Here is a 19,090-nt window from a genome sequence, read left to right as displayed (position 1 = left end):
GAGATGGCGATATGGACAATAAAAAAACGGAAATAATCGAAGCGATCAGGAAATACCACACAATCATCATTCATCGCCATGTTAATCCGGATCCGGATGCATTGGGATCACAAATCGGTTTAAAAAAGCTATTGAAGCATTCCTACCCTTCTAAAGAAGTCTTTGCGGTAGGCGAAGAAGTGGATAAGCTTCTATTCATTGGTGATATGGATGTCATTTCCGATAACAAATACAAAGGTGCCTTAGTGATTGTTTGTGATACGGCCAACATTTCACGGATCAGTGATTCCCGCTATGATCAAGGGGACATGTTGATCAAAATTGACCACCACCCTGAATATGAACAATTCGGTGATCTTTCTTGGGTCGACCCTTCCTATAGCTCTGCAAGTGAAATGCTAGTTGATTTATTCTTGGAATTTCCAGAGGGCTTTATCATGAATAAAGAAGCGGCTAAATCACTTTATGCAGGAATACTTAGTGATACAGGGAATTTCATGAATGGAAATACCACTCCGAGGACATTAAAGATGGTTTCGCACTTAAGAACTTATAATATTCAGCCAGAAAGAATCCATAACAGTCTTAATGTAAAGGAAAAAAACGCTTCGAGACTTCAAAAAGACATTCTCATGAGCTTCAAGGTAACTGATAAAGGTGTAGCTTACTTCATTATTACGGAGGAACTTTTAAATATGTATGGTGTGGATCGACTCGAAGCTTCGAATTTAGTCAATACGCTATCAAGTGTCAGGGGCAATAAAATCTGGGCTTTCTTCATCGAATATCCTTCTGAAATCCGTGTCAGGATACGTTCACGGAATATTCCCATCGCTTCAGTCGCACGTCAATTCAATGGAGGAGGACATTCACTGGCTTCAGGCGCTACCATCCATTCCTGGGAAGAGGTTGATCATGTTATCCAAGCATTGGATCAAGTCTGTCCATAACAGGGAGTTCATGACCTGCGGTGTTTATATGAATTCGTCCTTCACCGGAAAATAATTTAACCCACAACGTAATAATTTGATCTAATTTTGATTTATTCGACCTGTACTGGAATTAATTCGACCTACAACGTAATATTCCGACCTAATTTCGATTAATTCAACCTGTACTGGAATTAATTCGTCCTATACAGGATTTATTCGACCATTACTGGATTAAATCCAACCTTCACCTGATTACAAAAAAAGCGCCAAAGCCAGGATGGCTGAGGCGCTTGCTTGTTTCAAGTTATTTGGACACTTCTTGAAGAATTGATAAATCGATCATGCCTTTTATATCATTGCTAGGGATATAACCAGCTTCTTTGCTTATGTCGGCCATTTCCTGAATGACTTGCTCATTAACTTCGGTTGTCACTTCAAGGCGTGAAAATGCTGAAGCCACTTCTTCTTTACTTAATTCTTTTCCAGTCAGTTCCTTCAAATGCTTAATAACCAGTTCTTGGCTTTCTTCAGGGTTGTCTTGTATAAACTTCACCGCTTTTTCATGAGCTTTCAAATAGGAAGCAGCGAGCCCCTTTCTATCCAAGAACTTCTGGCTTGCAGCCACTACCGTATTAGGTGAATCTTTCCCCCATGCAAATTGATCCCAGTCAAGCAGTAACTTTCCTTTTGCCTGGTTTTCCAATACATAACCCCATGGTTCCTGGGTTGCTGCTGCATCGACTGATTTTTGGACAAAAAGGGCGGTTGTGTCTGCAGGTGCTGCCGCATACAGCTCAACTGTGCCCCCATTTGTAGTCGGTTTTAAGTCAACATCTTGAAGGGCCTTCCTAAGCATGACATCCTGTGTGCTTCCAATGACGGGAATCGCTACCTTTTTACCGCCCAAATCTTTTAAATCCGTAACCTTGCTGCCCTCGCTAGCAACAAGTACGGCACCTCCATTAACAGCCCCGGAGATCAAATGGTATTCTGGGTTTTTTACGTAAAAGTTAAGCAATGGACCAGGACCGACCGTTCCGACATCAATGGCGTTTGTAGCCATTGCTTCCATGAATAATCCGCCATTGGCTACTGTTTTGGTTTCGATCTTAACATCTTTACCGAACTCTTCTTCGAAAAAGCCTTTTTCAAGCGCAATGATCGTTGCACTGTGGGTTAAGTTAGGAAAATACCCAATTTTCACGGATTTCCCCCCGGACCCTTCTCCTTCTTCATCATTACTGCTGGATTGAGTGCATCCGCTTACTATTCCGGTTAACAATACAGACAGTATAAGGGCAAAAAATGATTTTTTCAGCATATCTTTCTCTCCTTTTTAACTATTATTTTATTAAACTACCGTTACTTTACTCCCCATTTCAGTTGAACATTACGTTCAAGACGGGAGAAGACGACATTATCCACGATTGTTCCGATGATAGCGATGATGATCATTACGGAGATGACCAAATCCATTTGTCCCAGTGATCTGCCCATTTCCAGCAATTGTCCAAGACCGCCTCCCCCGCCAAGTAATTCACCGGCCATCAATGCACGCCAGGAAAAGGCCCATGCGATTCGGAGACCGGATATTATTTGCGGGACGGATGCTGGTAAAATCACGGTGCGAAGAAAATGAAACCCGGTCGATCCATATGTTTTTGCAACCCGCTGATACAACTGTGGTACATTCCGGAAGCCACTCGTTGCATTAACCGTCATCGTCCAAGTTGCGCCGATGGTGACGATGAAGAGGATCGAAAAATCATTCAATCCAAACCAAATGATCGCTAAAGGGAACCACACGATACTCGGGATAGACTGTAATGCCGTCACGACGAATCCTAAAGTGTCTTCGACCAATTTAAAGCGCCAAATGAAATATCCCAATATCAGACCTACTATAATGGCAATCATAAAGCCAATCAGGATACGGCCAAGGCTTTTTCCGATGGCTTCGGTTATTTGTCCGCTCATCAGTCCATTAAACAGAGTTTCCAAAACCTGAGTCAGGCTTGGGAACATGAAATCCGGAAGACTGGAAAGTCTAGATGTGACTTCCCATATCCCCGCTATCATCGCGATGAATATGATTCGTCTTAAAGCTGTAATCATTCCCCATTTCCTCCTTCAGCACTTTTTCAATTTCCTCCTGCAAAATCGATAGAACCCTTTGTTCTGTATGCAAAGTTACACTATCCGGCATAACTCCATCTTTCATGGAAGGGACGGAAATCGTCTCTTTGATTTTCCCGGGACGGGTAGCAAAGACGATAATTTTTTCGGAAAGCTGAACAGCCTCACGAATATTATGGGTAACGAAAAAGATCGTCACTTTAGTTTTTCTCCAGATTTCGAGCAGCTCTTTATGCAAGACCATCCTCGTTTGCTCATCAAGCGCGGAGAATGGCTCATCCATCAACAGGATATCCGGTTCCATCACCAACGCTCTTGCGATGGCTACCCTCTGTTTCATGCCCCCTGAGAGTTGATGTGGATAGGAGTCAACATATCGGCTGAGATGAACCATCTTTAAAATGTCCAATGCCTTGGCTTTAGCCTCTTCATTGGGAATTTTCTTTAACTTCAATCCGTATGTAACATTTTCAAGTACCGTCAGCCAAGGGAATAATCCCGCCTCTTGAAACACTACAACCCGTTCCGGACCTGGCTTCACCACTTTTTTCCCAGCTACACGTATTTCACCTGTATCTGCCTTATCAAGGCCGGCAATCAGATAAAGGAGCGTGGATTTACCACATCCTGAAGGACCGACGATCGAAACGAAGCTTCCTTTCTCGACCTCTATGTTTATCTTATCGAGCACCTTTATGCTTTCTTTCTTTTCATTCTTAAAACTTTTTTCAATTCCATCTATTGTTAAATACATAAAGTCACCCCACTTTTATATCGCATCGATTTACTAAACATTATTTCTTAATAATGATTAATCCAATGGTTTTTGTCAACTATAAAAATGCAAAAATTCTAATTTATCGGTATCTTTCTACTCAACTGTCAATGTATTGATAAATATTCCAGACTTACACAAAAATACATATGAACAAATCCCAATCAGCAAATAAAAAAACCTGTGCCCTTTGTAAGGGTTCAGGCTAATTTTATTATCCATCTTTTAAAGTTTAGTTAACCTAAGTCACCTGGACTCTTTCGATGACCTTAAAAAATCCTGCTTCCATACAATTTATCCTTCATCTTTTGTGTCCTTGCATGCAGAGGCTTTTTCAAAATGATACCTAAGATGAGTGTGAATATTAAAAAGAGAATCAAGATAAAAATGTCCTTGCCAGCTACGCTCCAAGTTATTCCCCCAACAGATTCACGAAGTAAACCCACAGCATAGGTGAACGGCAAGAACGGGTTAATATGCTGAAAAAAGGGCGGTGTGACCTGAATCGGGAAGGTGCCTCCTGAACTTGATATTTGAAGGACCATCAAGACGACGCTTATCCCTTTTCCAACATTTCCAAGAACTGAAACGAAGGTATAGACAATGAGTGTAAATACCGTACTTATCAGAACGGAAAATAGGATGTACTCAAATTTATCCGCTACATAAACACCGATAAGGACGATATTCCCAATGGAAACACTAAGAGCCTGCATTACCCCAATGATGAAAAATATAAGATACCGCCCGATATAAATTTGATACGGGCTGTAGACTTTTTGAGAAACACCCACGCTAAGCATGGAAATCAATATTGTGCCGCCGACCCAAAGGGATAGTGCCGTAAAGAAAGGAGACATGGCGGATCCATAGTTCGGAATCGGAAAGAGACTGTGCTTATTGAGCAGCACTGGTTCTGAAAAAAATTCACTTTCTTGTTCAATATCATTCCTTAGGAAATCGATCACTTCTTCCATATTATAAGACTTATCGAATTCCCTCATTTTAGAAGCTAGAGCCTTTATTTTCGTTTTGATTTCCGGAAACTTATTCTGTAACTTATCGATATCCCCTGTACGTGTTTCCAATGTTCGGTTGGTCTCATTCAACAGCGTTCTCACCTCAGGAAGAACCTTGGTGCCCTCCTCCATCGTAAGCTGGACATTATTCAATATTGATTCCGTTTCATTCCAGATTTCATTGAATTTTGGCCCCGTTTCCTTTGAATAGCTCTCCTGGAATCTTGCCAAGACTTGATCATTGTTCCCAGCAAGTTCGATAAGATTGCCGAAGGCTCGGTTATTAAACGCTTGAAGTTGGTTCGAAGCATTAACCCTTAGTTCATCAACCAGCTGTATTTCTGGCTGAAGCAAGTTTTTCTCATTAAATTGATTGACCCTCACCAATAAATTATACATACTGTCCAAAAGGTACAGCTCTTTATTTATCCTCGTTATCCCTTGTTCTACTAGCTGATCATTCTCATTGCCAGGCAAACCCTGACCCGTTAACCGGTTCGCCAGTACTATAACGGATTCATTATCGCTCCTGATGTTCGCAATATCATTTCTCAAAAGGGGATTGATTTCTGAGAATGCCTGCTTTGTTGAATCTACATAACTAGAAACGTCCGATACCAATTTGTCCTTCTGCGATGTTATTCCTTCTATTGAATCCAGGCCATCATTAACCTTCTTAATGATATCTTCAGCCTTTTTGACATGTGTTTGAACGGTTTTGATATTTTGCTCAAGCTCAGGCAGTTCACCCTCTAATAAATACACCATATTCTTCATTTTTTGAATCGTCGGCAACTCGTTTTGCAAGGTGATTCCGAGTTCATTAAAGATTGCAAGGATACTACTACTGGCTGATTTGATAAAGGTTTTGCTCACATTGTCCACAATGCTGTTGGCACCCGCTACCGTTATTTTAGGAGCAATGGAATTGATCTTTTCATTAACATAGTAATCAATTTCCGCCTTCTTAGGGTCATCGGTCATGATCGTCGCAATATGTTCGGAAAAGTTCTCCGGAATGATGATGGATGCATAATAATCACCCTTTTCCACCTTTTTTATCGCCTCTTTTTCGGATGTGAATCTCCAGCCCAGATCCTTATTCTCCTTTAACCCTTCCATTACTTCCTTGCCTATGTTCACGGCTTCGCCATTTAACTCCGCACCTTTATCATTATTGGCAACACCGACAAGGATTCCTTCCGTATTTGCATACGGGTCCCAAGATGCGACAATATTAAACCACGCATAAATGGAAGGGATGAACATGAGAAAAACAACTACAATACAAACAAAGAAATTTTTATAAATGCTTTTTAAATCGTCAATGAAAATTTCCTGAATATTTCTCAAAACATACCCCCGTGCAAAAGTATTTTGATACTATTATTCGAAGAAATTTCTTTAACGATACAAGTAAACATATCCATCGATTTTTTTAGACAAAATAAAAAAAGAAGCAAGTAACGAACTGCTTGCTTCCTGAGATTTCACTTATCTTGAATGCCTGGTTTAAAAATAAGGCTATCAATTTATGTCTTTTTCCTTTTTAAGTTACAGAATAAACGGCAAGATGTAAGAACAAACTATCACAAACGAACTGTCGGGAGTTTTGCAAGGGAGAAATAGTCATGTCAGAATCTGTTGAAATCATCTTTCGAACCTTGACCTCTTTTATTTTATTATGGGTATTTGTCCATCTCCTCGGTAAACAGACGATTGCCCAGAGGACCTATCACCTTTATATCGCTTCAATTACGATGGGGACAATTGCAGGGAATCTAGCATTCAATATAAAAATTAAATTCCTGTATTTTATCATTGCAATTATTATTATGGGTACCATCGTATATATGCTGAATCGTCTAACGATTAGAAATCCGCGCTTCGGGAAATGGATCGCTGGAGAACCTGCTACCTTAATTCAAAAAGGACAAATTCTCGAAGAGTCAATGGAACGGATGGGGTATTCACTGGATTCTCTTAAACAGGCTTTGCGAGGAAAAGATATCTTCAACATTGAAGAAGTGGAATATGCCATTTTAGAGACAAATGGCTCCCTCTCTGTATTAAAAAAAGAACAATACCAAAATGCCACCAAGCAGGATTTACCTTTACTCTCCTCAGCAGGATCTGTACCGCTTGAACTGGTCTATGACGGAAAGATCTTATATGAAAACTTATCCAAACACACCTACGATTACGAATCGTTAATGGCTGAACTCAAAAAAAGAAACCTTGCTGTTTTTGATATCTCGTATGCTGTCGTAGGAACAAAAGGAAATTTGTATATTGATTTGATTAAGGATCAATGAAGGGAATAATCTTTCGTATTTCAGTATGTATCATAATCAGTATAAAAATAAATTCAGGTATGGATAGAAAAAGTGGTTTTTCCATAAGGAAAAACCACTTTTTCACCGTACTATGGATTTAACCCTTTTCAATCACGTTTATCAATTCCCTTAAATAATCCGGTAGATCAGGCGGACGTCTGCTTGATACAAGGTTTCCATCTACGACGACGGGCTTGTCTATCCAAGTTGCCCCCGCGTTTTCCATATCATCTTTAATGCCCGGTGTACTCGTTACATTCTTTCCCTGTAAAATTTTCGCGGATATCAACACCCAACCAGCGTGACAAATTTGCCCGATCGGTTTTTTACTTTCTTCCATGTTTTGGAGGAGTGATATCACTTCAGGAAACCGGCGAATTTTGTCAGGTGCCCAACCGCCCGGTACAAGAATGGCATCATATTCTTCAGCTTTAATACTGCCATACTCATAATCGGAAATGGCTGGTACACCATATTTTCCAATGTATGTTTCATTCGCCTTTTCTCCAGCAAGGTGAACAATCGCCCCTTCTTCTTTTAAACGTAAAATCGGATACCAGAGCTCTAAATCTTCAAAATCATGGTGCACAAGACTGATTATTTTCTTTCCTGTTAATCTCATGAAAAACCTCTCCTTCTTTCGTTCTTTTTTCTATTACTTCCCTTTTTCTACTGACTGTACACTTTACATACTATAACCGATGAATCCATATCCGGTCTAAAAATCAACCTTTACCAAGTACAACCCAGCTGCCTCCGCCATTCGGCCCGTTTGGATTCTTTCTTTTGACTCTAAAATACTTGGTATATTTTCAGCATCTATTTCATTTAACCCTACTTCTATCAACGTCCCGACAATCTTCCTAACCATATTATAAAGAAATCCATCGCCTCGCACCGTAATTTGGATGAAGCCGGCATTTTCTTCTATATCAATGGAATATACCTCACGCACCATGGATTTTTTCTTGGACTTTGCATTTGAAAAAGCAGTGAAATCATGTTCACCTATAAAAAATTGACATGCTTTTTTCATTCTTGTGATATCCAGCTTTTTCTCTACATGCATACTGTACTTTCGCATGAAAGGATTTGTATATTGCTCGTTCCAGATCTTATACAAATAGGTTTTATCCTTAGCATTATAACGGGCATGAAAACGATCAGGAACTAGCCTAACCTCGACAACGCTGATATCTCGGGGCAAATATCTATTCAAATAATTCATGATTTCAGCTTCAGTCAGATTTTCACCGAGCTTAAAATTGGCGATTTGAGCAAGGGCATGTACACCGGCATCCGTTCTGCTGCAACCGATGATTTCAATTTTTTCCCCTGCCATTTCCGTTAATACATTTTCTATTTTACCTTGAATCGTATCATCACTATTACCTAGTCGCTGCCAGCCTTTATAGCGCCCGCCATCATATTGAATGGTCAATTTATAATTGTTCATTGCGTCCTCCTTATTTTATTCCTGTAAAGTCATCTAAACAGAAAATCCTTAATAAAATACAAGCCCCCATACAACTCCTGCTGTATGAGGGAACAGATGGTCCTTTCTTAGAAAAACATTTAAATTTTAATGGTTTTTGTAGCTGCTCCACAAGTCTACAGTAAAAGGAGTTCCATTTTAAGGGTTCGTTTAGGATACCCCCACAGCCTCATGGACCATGATTTATGTAAAAATCCTGCAGCTCATCCATTCGATTCCATAGTGAATTCTAGCAATCAGAACTAAAAAAGCACTTCTGCATAGTGTACCAAAGTGGCTAACGTCATGCAACGAACGAGCCGGCGTCACATATCCAGTTTCCGTGCAATGCAGAATCACACAGGAATAATAAATGGAAATGATAAAAAAAGGCCCAAATCCCTGTAATATCAAGGATTCGAGCCTTTGGCAGTTGATGACCTGTGAGGGATTCGAACCCACCTCTTGCAATCTCATTAGACAAAATCAGGCTAGTTCACACGTGTGATAATACATTTTATAAAAAAAATTAGTTATGATATCAATAACTAGAATTGGATATACAGACCAATCGCTAACTAAAATGCTCACATAATTATTTTTTTGAGTTAATTTCATTTAACTCAGTTGATTTTGAACTTACCTAAAAACCTTTAATATATCTATGTAAAAACTAGTTTCATAACCTTAAGTTTGACACTTTTTATCAAAATCATTCATATTGACATATTGAATTCTAATTTCCGACTCTCTTACATATCGTCTAACTTTTTCTTGCCTTTCTATAGGAATTTGAGACAAATACTTCTCCATTTGGTGTCCGGTTAAACTTTTAGGTATCTCAATAGCATATATATTCATTTAACTCTTAAGCGCTAACTGATGATTACTCAGTATGTCATCTATTAAAGTAACAACACGATTCTCTTGTGAGTAAATGAAGAAATGTCCCCCTATAAATTCATACCACCTACATGTTTGGCTAGTATGTATTTTCCACTCTTGCAGTTCATCCATCTTGATATCATCCTTATCCCCGTAAAAAACATAGAAGGGAATATTCAGCAAGTACAGTCTCTCCTGAAATTTATATGTTTCAACCAGCTTATAATCCGCTCGGATAGAAGGGAGATACAAATCCAGAAGTTCTTTATTATTAATCAACTGCTCAGGTGTGCCTCCTAAGCTAAAAACCCTCTCAATAAAACGTTCTTTTTCAAATAAATGGACTTTTTCTTTTGGAGAAAGGTGTGGTGCTGATTTGGCAAAAGACAGCTTTAGGTAACCTATGGTTTGCCTCTTGAATTTTGTGGCAGAGTTCGAATGCTAGCAGGCTTCCCATACTGTGACCAAAAATAGAGTAAGGTTCATCCCCTGTCAGACAGGTTTTACTATTTGATAGATATCTTCGACTGCTTCTTTTACATTTTCATAACACTTTTCTTGAAATCTTCTTCCTCTACCTGCCAATTCAATATTTAAGATTTCAATATTCGCGGAAACTAGCTTCGGCCATTTACTAAAGACCACGGATGAACCTCCCGCAAACGGTAAACAGATTAATTTCATTACACAGTCCCACTTCTCTAAAGGATTCCTTATAATAATCCTTCCTCTTCTACATGTACCTCATGTAGACTAGAAGCATAAATACCTATATTACGTATAGGACCCCTACCTTCAAGACTCCCCCATAATTCTACAGCTGTGTTATAAATTTCTAGTGGCTCTCTTACAACTTTAGATTTTTGCTTGGTTACAGAAGAAAAATCTCCATACCGAACTTTTAACTTAATTACACTTCCTTTTAAGTGTAATTTGTATAGATTGCCTGATATTATATTTGCTAGCTCCCTTATCTTATAAAAAATGACTTCTTCATCATGAACATCTTCATGAAACGTAAACTCTTTTCCTAGTGATTTCCTTTTCCTTTCACTTACCACTGGTGTATCATCTTCACCTCTGACATTTCGATATAACAAGTAGCCACGCTTATTAAAATGTCTGATTAAATCTGTTTCACTCCGTTTAAGGAGATCCTCCTCTGTATCAATGCCTAATTCATTCATCTTTTTTTCGGTTACTTTTCCTACCCCAAAAAACTTAGAGATAGGTAAACCCTTTATAAATTCTGCTGCCTTATCTGGTGGCACCACTGTAAGACCACAAGGCTTTTGAATATCTGACGCAATCTTAGATAAGAACTTATTGTAGGAAACTCCTGCAGATGACGTTAATCCTAACTCTTGGTAGATAGTTCGCATTATATCTTTAGCAATAATCGTAGCGGAAGGGGTACCAAAATAGTTTGTTGTGACATCTAGAAAGGCTTCATCAAATGCTATAGGTTCTATTACATCTGTATAACGTCTAAAGATTCCCATAATTTCTTGAGAAACTTTTTTATAATAATCAAGCCTTGGTGGAATAAAAATAGCGTGAGGACAAAGCTTACGAGCCATGTAAGATGGCATGGATGAATAAACACCATATTTTCTTGCTTCATATGAACATGTAGTAACTACTCCTCTTTCCTTTGCATCACGCGCAATTACTACCGGTTTTCCTTTTAAAATGGGATTATCCCGTTGTTCTATTGACGAATAAAATGCATCCATATCTATATGTATGATTTTACGAGTGCTCATTACTTTCACCCACTCTATTTTTTGGGTCTATATACATTATCCCCACGTTGACTGCGCACTTCTTTCCAAGCGCTTATAGCCTCTTTAAGTGATTTACCTTTATTAGCTGGATCATCATAATAGTCACGAATAAATGTGTTGTATTCAAACTGTCTTGAAATAGTAGTACGTCTTCCATTCTTCTTATCTTCTTGTATTTTATAATAATGGTCCACTACATCTTTGTATGTTTTACCTGGGTTTGCTTTAATAAAGTTTTGTAATTCAACTGAGAAGTGAAATTTAGTGCCAATTACACTTTTAAAGAATTCCCTATGTTCCTGAGTACACTTAAACCCTGGTTCAATAACGGTATTTAAAGACATAGTACCGGCACTTTTAGTTGGATGATAGGATGATTTTTTAGAAGTGGATGATGGTCTGCTAACCCTTAAACGATGACCCGTTTTTAGATAATATGCAATCCGTTCTGTAATCTCTATTTTTGAACCAGAAGCACTCATTGCTTCTTCTCTACAGAAGTTTTGTAATTCTTCCTTTAACCAATAAAATTCCAGGAAATCCTCTACTGAGATATTTTTATCTAGATTTGGACGTTCATCTTGTTTTTTCTTACTCATTTTCTACTATTCTTCCTCCCTGAAAATTTAATTTACAATCAACATTCTCCTATAATTTATCATATCATGCAACGCTTGGTAGTTGATTTAATAAGCAATCCAACCTATTTCACTAAAATAGGTTGGGTAAATAGTTATACTAAAACAATATTCTCTTGTTTTTCAATAAATGGTCCTTTGCCTCTTGCGCCCGCTATTCCAATGTCTGCTTCTCTGGATTCTACTGGACCGTTAACCACGCATCCTAGCACAGCTACTTTTATCGGAACTTTAATCGTTTGGATATACTCTTCTATTTCATTCGCAATACTAATGAGGTCAATTTCTATGCGCCCACACGTTGGACACGAAATCAGCGTAGTCACATTCGATGATAATCCAAACGACTTCAATAATTCTCTTGCTACCTTCACTTCTTCTACTGGGTCAGCACTTAAAGAAATGCGAAGTTAATATTCTAGAAAAATTCCCCTTAAAGGAAAAGAAAAGGATTATGCGAATACGATATAATAAGGATATTAGCAAGTTGATAAATCAAGAAGGAGCTCAGATAGACATAGTGTCACTGGGGTCATCTGTTTTCCCATTTACTCTAGGAGGTACATTTTGAAAGAATCTAAATCGAATAAAGGATGGTTAAGTTTGGCGGCAATCGGGTTATTTTTTCTAGGAAAAATGAAATGGTTGTTTGCGCTATTGAAAATAGCAAAAGTAGGTTCCCTGATTTCTATTTTCGTTTCATTAGGAGCGTATGCCTTGGTTTACGGTTGGAAATTTGCCGTAGCCCTAGTCTATCTAATTTACATCCATGAAATGGGGCATTTACTTGCTGCTAAGAGAAAAGGCATCAAAACATCAAATGCCATTTTCATACCTTTTGTCGGAGCGTTAATTGCCCTTAAAGAAGAACCCAAGAATGCTAACCAAGAAGCTTATCTTGCCTTCGGAGGTCCTTTATTAGGTACATTAGCATTTCTACCAGCCATCCCCCTATTTATGATGACAGAAAATCCATTTTGGCTTTTAGTTATTACACTTGGAGCCATGATTAATCTATTTAATCTAATGCCTGTGCATCCACTTGATGGAGGACGTATAGTGGGAGTCATCTCCACAAAGCTTTGGGTATTAGGGATTATCGGAATGGTTGTATATTTGTTTCTCCATCCAAATCCATTTTTAATTCTTTTCTTATTATTGGGTATTTCTAAGTGGTGGAAAGAATTCCGTAGTGAGACATCCAGAAATCAAAGAGACATCATCATTGAATTGAATCAATTTGGATTAAGGCAACTAGAACAATATGCAAGTGCAACAGATGAAGAAAAAATTCGCCTGGTTAATATTTGGAATATGGAATTCAGCCAACTACATGAAAAGTTTACCAACATGAAGAGTTGGCATATCCCGCTATTTGATGATAATAAGCTAAAAGAAAAACAGCTGACCGAGGTAAAATTAAATATTTATAGATCCTTAATGGATGCTGCTAATTCGAATGAATACCAGAACGGACCGACCGATTTTGAAAATATAGGCACCTATGAACGAATAGTTGCAACGTTCTTTAAAGAAGTGCAAGAACAAACTGAAATTAGGGATAAAGAGAAATCCTATTACTCATCGAGTCTCAAAACAAAAGTCATCTGGTTCTCATAATACATTGGGCTTGCCATTTTCTTAATGATAACAAGCTTATATGCAGGTGATTTAATGGAACAATATAAAACTTTATTACCGTAATATATTATGAAAGGGGACCTCATTTATGAGTGTCCCCTCAGACTTTAGACAAACTCGATTTTCATCGAGTTTGTCTAAAGTTTTTTTGCTTGTACAAATTTGGACGTTGATTGGAACGTAGGGCACTCGCTTTCCGCGGGCGGTCCGGGAGCCTCCTCGGCGCACCTGCGCCTGTGGGGTCTCCCTTGCCCGCTCCAATCAACTATGTTTTAAAATTTAGATAGAACTCCTTTTGCCTACAGTCTTTTTTGTTTTAAAATAGATCTATTAAAACTTGAGGTGATTGGTGAAAGCCTCCTTAATTATTGTTCCAAAAAAACCTCGTTTGGATCATTTCTAATTAAGTAAATACCCCTACAAGTAACCTTTTAATAATTTTTGGTTCTGTTAAGGTTAATGGTGTTAATTAGGCAAAAAAAGGACCTAAAACACGTATAATCTACCGACTTCATCCTGTAAACCTAATTTTATCATTTCATGTATGACCAATTCTTTTAACGCTATCTCATTTGCAATTAAGTAAGTAAATTGGACATCTCTGAAGAAAGCCATTTTACTTTCTGTTGTTGCAGAATTAAAAAAGGCCTTCACTTCTTCCAAGTCAATCGTCATATCTTTTTCAAGTTTGTATGGGAGAAAATTGCTTGTAATGTTCTCTACAGGTATTATGCCTAACCCATCAAGAGTTGATAAAATAGTTTGTTGCTCTCTTTCTGTCCTTACTTTTCTTTCCACATAATGATAGACATCTTCTATTCGTTCGCTATCGAATGTAGCTATTATCTTTTCCACTACATAGTTTGCGTTCTCTTCAAATTCCTCATCTTCAGGTTCTACTTGTTTTAGTTCTTTGAGCAAACGAATATACTGTCCCTCATCTTCCAGGATATTAAAGTTAGAAATAGTTAAGGCATCTTTCATCGTACAAACCAAGTTAAGAAACTCCCTTATATTCCTTGCTACAATCATTATATGTGAATCAAAATCCATTGGACTAATACATACAACAAAAGCATTCTCTAAATCAGATACTGTTCCGAAGTCAGTTAGAAATCCGAAATGTATGCCGTCAACGCCTGTACTAGCAAATGTAATGACATCATAGGGAGTATTTTCATAAGGGGAGAAGTCAAATTCTAAATAAAGGGATAATTCACTTAAGGAGTAGCCTTCTTTTTCAATTTCCTTCTCTATTTTATGGAGCTTTTCAATTGTTGGTGGCATTTTCAAATACTTTCCGAGATAACTCACTATTTTCTCCTTTAATATTGTGCCTTATTAGGTGATTTAAGAATAACTTGTGTGTTAAATTATTACAATATTAAACCATCGTAAGTATTGTCGACCCCAATTCGGCTAAACAAAAAAAGACCCAAATCCTTGTGATATCAAGGATTTGAGCCTTTGGCAGTTGATGACCTGTGAGGGATTCGAACCCACGATCCCTTCCCTGTCAAGGAAGAAGAGTGAATCGAATTATAACAGATTTAGTTGGAAAACGTTGATTTAATAGGCTAATATTTTTTCTATGTAGGATTTAATCAAATGTAATTGGTGGCATGTTGGTTTTGCCACCAGGCTGCCACCATTATTATATTTATCAAACCCTTGATTTTAAAGTGTTTAAAGGGCCATGGACCCTATGAAATCCATGGACTTTTGTTTACCGTTGCATATGTAGTAGTTGCTTTAGTTCACTTTTTGATAAACACGGTCGTTTACGGTGTAGCATACGGTGGCAGTTAGCGCATACCAGGGCGATATCCTCTACCTTTGTTTCTTGGTTATCGTCCATTTCCGATACAGGTTTCGTATGATGACCTTCTATATAACCATGTCCTAGTTCACCGTAATATTGTTGGAAATCAAACTCGCATACTTCGCAAAATAACTTACCGTGCTGTTGTAAGAATCGTTCCTTTGCAAGTTTAATAACAAGGGGGTTTCTTTCACGTACTAGATGCTGTTTTAATTTAACCTTTCCTTCTGGAAAACCTTCGTCATCTTCCGTAAACCCTATACGATCAATTTCGTTAAGTTTACGTAGTACATTACCTACGGAACTAAAACCGTACTCTAAAATTGCGTTTCTTTCTGTATCAGTAATACCCTGTCCAGACATAGTGGTTTTTGCAAATTTAATATTAATATTGCTTAGATATACGGGGTTATCAAACACTTTGAAGTCGGTAAGAATTATACATCCTATTTGACCCGTATATGCATCAGTTCCAAACATGGTTTTCATTCTACCTATAAAACTTTCCTTATCTTCATCACCGTTAGCATTACGGTATCTGTCCCATGCTTCACCTGCCGTTAATACTTCGAAACGTATGTACGTAGCCATACCCAATACCGCTCTTTCTCCTTTAACTCTCTTATCATTTTTAACAAGAAAAAAGAACGGTTCCCCCATGGTTATCGATTTAAAGTTTTTAGTGTCCTTACGCCAAAAGTTAAATTCATCTGCTTCATTATGCGAAGATAAATTCGTAAACCATTCCCTAGAAGTAATGCCAATATAACCATTCATGTTTAAACCTCCTGCAACTAACTAATAATGCCTGTAAAATATTGTATCATTCTATTAACGTTATTATTGGGTAGATTTTTAGTTTTGCAGAATTTAATCTCGGTTATGCAACCCACTACGTTGTTCTGATGCAATAATTTTAGATGACTTGAGAAACCCTTTGAATTTAATAATGATTAAATTCAAAGGGTTTTTTATCAGAAATCCATGTTTAATTTAGAAGCTTCCAGAACGCCATATCCTCCATAATTTCGTATCTATTATTGGTAACAGACGTGACTAAGCTTTTGTGTTTTTGAAGTTGTGCTATCTTTTTAACTATCTGCTCACCCTCAGCCTGATTTTCTGGACTGAAGATAGCTTGTACTTCCTTCTTTTTAATGGTAGGTACTCTATGTATAATCCAAGTCAATATATACTGAGCATAGTCATTATTTGTAGTTGCAAAGTGGTCTAAAAATTGGGTTGATAGGATTACACCAACGCCATATTCTCTTCCTTCTTTCATAATTTTCTTTAAAGAAGAGAAGTCTTGACTCAAGAAATTATCTGCCTCATCAACAAGTATCATTTTCGTTAATTCACGATAATCTCCTTGAATTGTACTGTGCCCTTTTGTAGACATCTGGGAATAGAAGGTGTCCAAAGTGATTCCTACTATCAAGTTCTGAACACTTGGATCATAACCAGCCAGATTTACAACCGTTACGCCTTGTATCATGTCATATAAGGACTTTGTATTCTCACTATTTGGAGAAAAGATCTCAAAATCATAAATTTGTTTTAGTGCTGCATAAAGACTATCTTCTTTTACATCCTCCCTATCCATTAATCGTTCAAATACATTATTTAATGTAGGTGGTACCAGACCCCATGTAGCCATATCAGCCTTATAAATACCAGCTTGTGAATAAGCTTCAATGATTAAATCATTCAATAACTGCTGTTGCTTTATACCTAAATTAAAAGCATTGGCAATTGTTTCTTTAATGGTACTAGCTGTATGCAAAGGCAATAACGGCTTTAGTTGTTTTCCCCTATATAAAGATAACGGATTATACGGAAGGTGATATGGATGATACACTGTAGCGTTTGTCGCCTCTATAAAGTCATCTTTGATATAGTCACCTTTATAGTCAAAGATGAGAACATCAATAGGTGTTCCATTTACATTAGATAGAGAACCATCATGTATCTGTTTAATGAACGATTTAGTAAACTGAGTTTTACCCGTCCCCATCGTACCAATAATACCTGTATTCGTATGCATGATTTTACTAGTCGTAGTTGGATACCAATACAATGGTTCATTGCTGTTGGGTGAATGACCAAAAAGAATTCTTAATGGTTCTGTTTCGTCAGGCAATTTTGTAACGGAAGGTTCTATAACTAGAGAACTATTATGTGAGTCATGATACGCCGTAACCGAAGCAATTGCATGGCTTTTTTCATAAATATTTTTCAAATTTGGCTTTTCTTCTGTTTGCAGTTCCTCAGGCATTTCCTCCTGTTCCATGTTAAGCATTTCGCCCTTCGGATGTTTATATATATCCTCCCAGCCTTTTTTGAATTTCTCATATGCTTTTTGCATTGCGGATGGTGTTAAATGGGTGTAAACGTAGTAATTGTCTTTTACAAAGATATTTTTCTTTTTACTTCCATTTTTGGCTACGAAGTATTCTGAATCGTAAGTGCGGATTCCTGTGAACTCTATTGTTTCAATTGTTTTTTGTAAATCTTTTTCCATGAAGAACTGCCAGAAGTTGCGGAAGATTTGTGCGTGTGATTTTTCTGCCCATCTGATTATTTCTCCATCTATGTTCATTTCAAATTCATGAGTGCTCATTAGTAAATCCTCCTATAGTTCTCCTCTTTATATATTAGTTTACTAAATTTTAGCTGGCAAATATAAATAAAGATATAAAATGAATTGGTTCTGTTGCAGAAATTTCTAGAGACTTGCAATTAATTTCCAAGTTTTGGACATGGCGATACTATTACTCTAAAGAAGGTGCGTGATTAAAGTTAGAAATCAAGTTTAAACCTAAGCTTTCTAAGACAACTTCTCTTTCTCTGGGTCTTGTCTTATTGGATATCAGTTTAATTTCTCACTCAAAATTCAGCTCCAGAGAGATTCTCCAAGGTGGCTTCTTTATCTTTTCTTGTTTTAGTTTAAAGTCAGGTCACCATTTTCTTAGAGTACATTAATTTATTAGCATTTTATCTAATTCACGAACTTTAACATATGACTCCAATAGTTGTTCAGGTATTAATGTTTTCCCATAATCCCAAGCATTAGTTTCTATTTCGGATTTTAGCTTTTCTTTTTCTTCTTCGTGACCATACATTAAAATCCTTAAATCATGTTTGTTTTTCTTAAAATCTAAATAATAACCAATCATACGATAAAGAATAATTTTAACAAAGTCTTCGTCTGTCTCTTTAATTCTAATTTTCCCTTTATAACCGTTAACTTGAAGGTAATTGAATTTTATAGTATTGGTCGATACGTTATAACTCATAGGTGCACTTAAATTATTGTCAAATTCATAAGTAATATCCAAATTGTGCTCATTTAATGTGTTATTAATTATCTTTTCGATATCGCTTATATAAATCATTTAACTATCACTTCCCTTTTAAAGACTTACTTCATTATAGTAGTAGATTTAAGTTATTCTTCCTATATGATAAACTGTTGAGATATTAAAATCACACAGTTAAAATTAAGGTAATATTTACTATATAATACTGAAGTGGAGGGTAAGTCATACGAGAAGTGTGATTAATCCCCTAATAGAACCCCTAATTGGAAAGGAATTTTACTTTTAATTACTCTTCCATACTTTCCTCCTTCTATTTATTTCA

16 protein-coding genes and 2 pseudogenes are annotated in these 19,090 nt (G+C 37.2%); 3 read left to right on the top strand and 15 right to left on the bottom strand.

The annotated features are described in order from the left end of the window. Window positions 1-11 precede the first annotated feature (11 nt). Window positions 12-950, top strand: a complete 939-nt coding sequence (locus tag OSJ91_RS07495; protein WP_485891314.1) for a DHH family phosphoesterase — start codon at window positions 12-14, stop codon at window positions 948-950. A gap of 286 nt (window positions 951-1,236) precedes the next feature. Here the strand turns inward: OSJ91_RS07495 and OSJ91_RS07490 are convergent, their stop codons facing one another. The 4 genes from OSJ91_RS07490 to OSJ91_RS07475 all read right to left on the bottom strand — a co-directional run bounded on the left by OSJ91_RS07490 (window position 1,237) and on the right by OSJ91_RS07475 (window position 6,215). Continuing rightward, window positions 1,237-2,253 carry an aliphatic sulfonate ABC transporter substrate-binding protein gene (locus tag OSJ91_RS07490; RefSeq protein WP_485891313.1) on the bottom strand — a complete coding sequence of 339 codons (1,017 nt, stop codon included), beginning with the start codon at window positions 2,251-2,253 and terminating at the stop codon, window positions 1,237-1,239. A gap of 41 nt (window positions 2,254-2,294) precedes the next feature. Then, window positions 2,295-3,047 carry an ABC transporter permease gene (locus tag OSJ91_RS07485; protein ID WP_101224076.1) on the bottom strand — a complete coding sequence of 251 codons (753 nt, stop codon included), beginning with the start codon at window positions 3,045-3,047 and terminating at the stop codon, window positions 2,295-2,297. Continuing rightward, entirely contained in the window at window positions 2,980-3,822 is an 843-nt protein-coding gene (locus OSJ91_RS07480) for an ABC transporter ATP-binding protein (protein WP_101224077.1), read from the bottom strand. The genes OSJ91_RS07485 and OSJ91_RS07480 overlap by 68 nt, the downstream gene beginning before the upstream one ends. 290 nt (window positions 3,823-4,112) lie before the next feature. After that, a complete protein-coding gene (locus OSJ91_RS07475; protein ID WP_485891312.1) occupies window positions 4,113-6,215 on the bottom strand; it encodes a YhgE/Pip domain-containing protein in 2,103 nt (700 codons plus the stop codon). Window positions 6,216-6,493: 278 nt separating this feature from the next. On the opposite strand from OSJ91_RS07475, the gene OSJ91_RS07470 reads away from it, so the two are divergent. Continuing rightward, window positions 6,494-7,177, top strand: a complete 684-nt coding sequence (locus OSJ91_RS07470; RefSeq protein ID WP_485891311.1) for a DUF421 domain-containing protein — start codon at window positions 6,494-6,496, stop codon at window positions 7,175-7,177. A gap of 118 nt (window positions 7,178-7,295) precedes the next feature. Here OSJ91_RS07470 and OSJ91_RS07465 read toward each other — a convergent pair whose 3' ends face one another. The 7 genes and pseudogenes from OSJ91_RS07465 to OSJ91_RS07435 form a co-directional block, all read right to left on the bottom strand. Beyond that, a complete protein-coding gene (locus OSJ91_RS07465) occupies window positions 7,296-7,820 on the bottom strand; it encodes a type 1 glutamine amidotransferase domain-containing protein (RefSeq protein ID WP_350301788.1) in 525 nt (174 codons plus the stop codon). Window positions 7,821-7,916: 96 nt separating this feature from the next. Beyond that, window positions 7,917-8,654, bottom strand: coding sequence for a tRNA pseudouridine(38-40) synthase TruA (truA, locus tag OSJ91_RS07460; protein WP_485891310.1), 738 nt, complete (start codon window positions 8,652-8,654; stop codon window positions 7,917-7,919). A gap of 879 nt (window positions 8,655-9,533) precedes the next feature. Further along, window positions 9,534-10,014: pseudogene (locus tag OSJ91_RS07455) on the bottom strand (thioesterase II family protein). A gap of 35 nt (window positions 10,015-10,049) precedes the next feature. Next, window positions 10,050-10,241 (bottom strand): thioesterase II family protein, encoded by a 192-nt coding sequence (locus tag OSJ91_RS07450; protein WP_485891309.1) that lies wholly within the window; start codon window positions 10,239-10,241, stop codon window positions 10,050-10,052. A 29-nt stretch (window positions 10,242-10,270) separates the two neighbouring features. Continuing rightward, on the bottom strand, window positions 10,271-11,323 hold the full coding sequence (gene dinB / locus OSJ91_RS07445; protein WP_485891308.1) for a DNA polymerase IV: 1,053 nt from the start codon (window positions 11,321-11,323) through the stop codon (window positions 10,271-10,273). Between the two features lie 14 nt (window positions 11,324-11,337). Further along, on the bottom strand, window positions 11,338-11,943 hold the full coding sequence (locus OSJ91_RS07440; RefSeq protein WP_485891307.1) for a DUF6434 domain-containing protein: 606 nt from the start codon (window positions 11,941-11,943) through the stop codon (window positions 11,338-11,340). 158 nt (window positions 11,944-12,101) lie between these two features. Continuing rightward, window positions 12,102-12,392: pseudogene (locus OSJ91_RS07435) on the bottom strand (4-hydroxy-3-methylbut-2-en-1-yl diphosphate synthase); the annotation flags it as partial. A 157-nt stretch (window positions 12,393-12,549) separates the two neighbouring features. Between OSJ91_RS07435 and OSJ91_RS07430 the strand changes: the two are divergent. Next, window positions 12,550-13,602, top strand: coding sequence for a site-2 protease family protein (locus OSJ91_RS07430; RefSeq protein WP_485891306.1), 1,053 nt, complete (start codon window positions 12,550-12,552; stop codon window positions 13,600-13,602). 507 nt (window positions 13,603-14,109) lie between these two features. Here OSJ91_RS07430 and OSJ91_RS07425 read toward each other — a convergent pair. The 4 genes from OSJ91_RS07425 to OSJ91_RS07410 form a co-directional block, all read right to left on the bottom strand. Then, entirely contained in the window at window positions 14,110-14,937 is an 828-nt protein-coding gene (locus OSJ91_RS07425; RefSeq protein ID WP_485891305.1) for a hypothetical protein, read from the bottom strand. Between the two features lie 412 nt (window positions 14,938-15,349). Further along, window positions 15,350-16,222 (bottom strand): HNH endonuclease, encoded by an 873-nt coding sequence (locus OSJ91_RS07420; protein ID WP_350301782.1) that lies wholly within the window; start codon window positions 16,220-16,222, stop codon window positions 15,350-15,352. Window positions 16,223-16,433: 211 nt separating this feature from the next. Beyond that, window positions 16,434-18,068 (bottom strand): ATP-binding protein, encoded by a 1,635-nt coding sequence (locus OSJ91_RS07415; protein WP_350301781.1) that lies wholly within the window; start codon window positions 18,066-18,068, stop codon window positions 16,434-16,436. Window positions 18,069-18,426: 358 nt separating this feature from the next. After that, complete coding sequence (locus OSJ91_RS07410; protein WP_350301780.1) at window positions 18,427-18,843, bottom strand: hypothetical protein; 417 nt, start codon at window positions 18,841-18,843, stop codon at window positions 18,427-18,429. Window positions 18,844-19,090 lie beyond the last annotated feature (247 nt).

The sequence above is a fragment of the Bacillus sp. T-10(2022) genome (genome assembly GCF_056502895.1).
Note: the sequence above shows the minus strand (reverse complement) of the source record. Positions and strands in the feature narration are given on the sequence as shown.